Annotated in this window: 1 rRNA gene; it reads right to left on the reverse strand. The window is 51.4% G+C overall.

The annotated features are described in order from the left end of the window. Positions 1-510: ribosomal RNA gene (locus NNO03_RS22485) — 23S ribosomal RNA — on the reverse strand; the annotation flags it as partial.

Consider the following 510-nt stretch of genomic DNA (forward strand, 5'->3'; position numbering starts at 1 on the left):
CCCATCAATTAACCTTCCGGCACCGGGCAGGCGTCACACCGTATACGTCCACTTTCGTGTTTGCACAGTGCTGTGTTTTTAATAAACAGTTGCAGCCAGCTGGTATCTTCGACTGATTTCAGCTCCACGGGTAAACCGCTTCACCTACATATCAGCGTGCCTTCTCCCGAAGTTACGGCACCATTTTGCCTAGTTCCTTCACCCGAGTTCTCTCAAGCGCCTTGGTATTCTCTACCTGACCACCTGTGTCGGTTTGGGGTACGATTTTGTGTTACCTGATGCTTAGAGGCTTTTCCTGGAAGCAGGGCATTTGTTACTTCAGCACCGTAGTGCCTCGTCATCACACCTCAGCGTTAGTAAGAGTCCGGATTTACCTAAACTCTCCGCCTACATGCTTAAACCGGGACAACCGTCGCCCGGCTAACATAGCCTTCTCCGTCCCCCCTTCGCAGTAACACCAAGTACAGGAATATTAACCTGTTTCCCATCGACTACGCCTTTCGGCCTCGC

Origin of the sequence: Citrobacter sp. Igbk 16 (assembly GCF_028069755.1) — a bacterium.
In the GTDB taxonomy this organism is placed as follows: Bacteria; Pseudomonadota; Gammaproteobacteria; order Enterobacterales; family Enterobacteriaceae; genus Citrobacter.